This is a genomic window from Neisseria sp. P0022.S010, assembly GCF_051956635.1.
Window position 1 is genome coordinate 1 of the sequence record NZ_JBQCXF010000421.1, and the last position, 2,649, is coordinate 2,649.

The window sequence follows — 2,649 nt, forward strand, 5'->3', positions numbered from 1 at the left end:
GCCTTGAAATATATCGCCCTGTCCCAAAGCAAACACCAACGCGCCTGACAAATCCGTTCTCAACAAAGTAATGCCGTGCGCACGGACACGATTTTGTACGGCAATGGTCGGATGTTTGTAGGCATTGGCATAGCCGCTGGATGCCACGGCATATTGCGGCGAAACCGTATGCAAAAAGCTGCCTGACGAAGCCGTGCTGCTGCCGTGATGTCCCAATATCAACACTTGGCTATACAGCGCATTGCCGTATTTCTCAATCAAACCGGCCTCGCCCTTCACGCCCAAATCTCCGGTTATCAACAAGGCTTTGCCGTTTTCCACGACACGCAATACGCAGCTTTGGTCGTTATCTTCCTTGCCCGTATTTTCAGACGGCCTGAGCAACTCGAAATCTACGCCGTCCCATCGCCATTTGTCTTCTTGGCAAAACTCTGCATTCGGATAAAACTCAGGTTGTCCGGCAAGCAACTTATCGGTACCGACAGCCGCTATACTTTGAAAACCACCGTCATGGTCAATATCATGGTGCGACAAAATCAGGCTGTCCAAACGGCGCACACCCATAGCGTTCAAACTCGGCACAATACCTGTTTGCGCCACTTGCTCCGTTCCCGTATCAAACAAAAGATTGCGGTTACGCGTTTGCACCAATACCGACAAACCTTGCCCTGCATCCATCACCGTAACCCTTGCCGCCCCCTCCTCCAGCTTGGCAGGACGGTAAAACACAAAACCCAATAAAACCAGACATGCCCAAGGTTTTAAGCCCATTCCTTTAGGTAGCAATAACAGCAAAGCCGCCATCATCGCCAACACAAGCAAAGGTACAGGCGCCGCTGCAACAGCAAATTCAGGCGATACCGTAGCCAGCCATACCAAACCGCGTAAAGTATATTCCGCCAAAAATGCCGCTACCAACTGAACAAGCTCAAACGGGAAAACCGAACCCAGCAAAGCCAACGGCGTCAACACCCAAGAAAACCAAGGAATAGCCAGCGCATTAACCAACGGACTGAGCAAAGGTAACGAAGCAAACAAATAGCCTAGCAATACCACCGACAATACAGTTGCCGCCCATTGCCCCCGTACAGCCAAACGCCAACCCGACTCTTTCAGACGGCCTGATGAAGCCCAAATCAAAGCAGCAACCAAACCGAAAGACAGCCAAGTTCCCACGCCCAATACAACCAACGGGTCCAACAACAAAACGACAGCCAAAGCCTGCCACCACGCCGTCCAGCCCGAGCCGCCACTGCCGCGCCACCATGCCCATGCAAACGCAGCCAACATCAACACACTGCGTTGCGTCGGCACAGAAAAACCGGCCAAAAGCGCATAAAGTAAAGCACCGGCAACACCGCCGGCCAATACCCACACACGCGGTTTCGCCGGAATCCACGGCAAATAACGGAAAATTCGCTTAATCAGCCAAGCAAACAATACCGCCACCATCGTCACATGCAAACCCGAAATACTGACCAAGTGCGTCAGTCCCAAAGGGCGGAATGCCTGCCACAAAGGCGGCCTCAACGCCGATTGCTCGCCAATACTCAAAGCACGCATCAGCCCTATGCCGTCTGAAAACTCAGGATATTTTCCCCCTGTTCTCTGCCAACTCCGGCTGACCGCATCACGCATATCAGCCAAACCGAAACCGCCACCTTGCCGCACGATTTTCCTGTCGCGCCCCAAAGTACCCATGCCATCGATACCATTAGCCAAAGCCCATGTTTCACGGTTCAAACCGCGCACATTCACTTCACCGATCACCGGCTTTACCCGCGCCGATACAGACCACCTGCTGCCTACCGCCCAATCGCGCCGCTGATAATCCGACAACATCAAATCAAATTCCTGCCCACGTTCATCCCAAGCCCTTGCCGCAAACTGCACACGCCGACCATCATCACGCGGCATATCCGCCACTTCAACCGTCAAAACTTTAGCCGCCGCCTCCCCCACAGGCCATTGACCAGCCAAAACCAGCCCGGTCCGCCACACTCCAAACACCATGCCTACACAGACGGCCAGCACCAACCAAGCTACAGCAAATCTTCGACACAAGGCAAGTAAGACTATTATTGCAGCCAACCAAACCCACCAAGAAGGTACAAACGGCAACGCAAACGAAAGCACTACCCCCACCACCCAAGCAGGCAACACAAACCGCCACGCCATGAACGTTTTCCCTTAAATTATGATTATTAGATATGTAATAATAAATGCCTTTAGATGATTATGACAAATATTTGATTGCAGAATTTATGCGGGACACCAGTCCGTCGGGCTGGCTGTGTTCGACCATGATGTGGTTGCGGTAGGCGAAACCGCGCAGTTTTTTGCCGTCGCGTCCGTAAACGGCGGTCAAATCGCCATAGCCGTCGTAGTCGTAGCGCACCAGTTCCTTGCCGTTGAAGGTGACGGAAGTAAGGCGGTTGACGTAGAAATGTTCGTCTTCGGAAACGAGATTGTTAAAGAACAAATGGTTCAGACGACCTCAAAGAAGATAGTGAGGTCGTCTGAAAAAACAGAAAACGCGTGCGTGCGTACCGCACACACCCTACGTCGGGACTGAAGGTTTCATGCGGGCTACGGCTTTCTTACCTCAATGTTATTTTTATAAATTTTGATTAGATTTCCCCTCTCATC

Annotated in this window: 2 protein-coding genes; both read right to left on the minus strand. The window is 51.9% G+C overall.

What is annotated here, in order from left to right; all coding sequences use genetic code 11:
* Positions 1 to 2,178: DNA internalization-related competence protein ComEC/Rec2 (locus ACTHUT_RS17625; protein WP_440419230.1), on the minus strand; the 2,178-nt coding region annotated here is incomplete at its 3' end.
* A 58-nt stretch (positions 2,179 to 2,236) separates the two neighbouring features.
* Positions 2,237 to 2,482 (minus strand): hypothetical protein, encoded by a 246-nt coding sequence (locus tag ACTHUT_RS17630; protein WP_250600997.1) that lies wholly within the window; start codon positions 2,480 to 2,482, stop codon positions 2,237 to 2,239.
* Between the last annotated feature and the right edge of the window lie 167 nt (positions 2,483 to 2,649).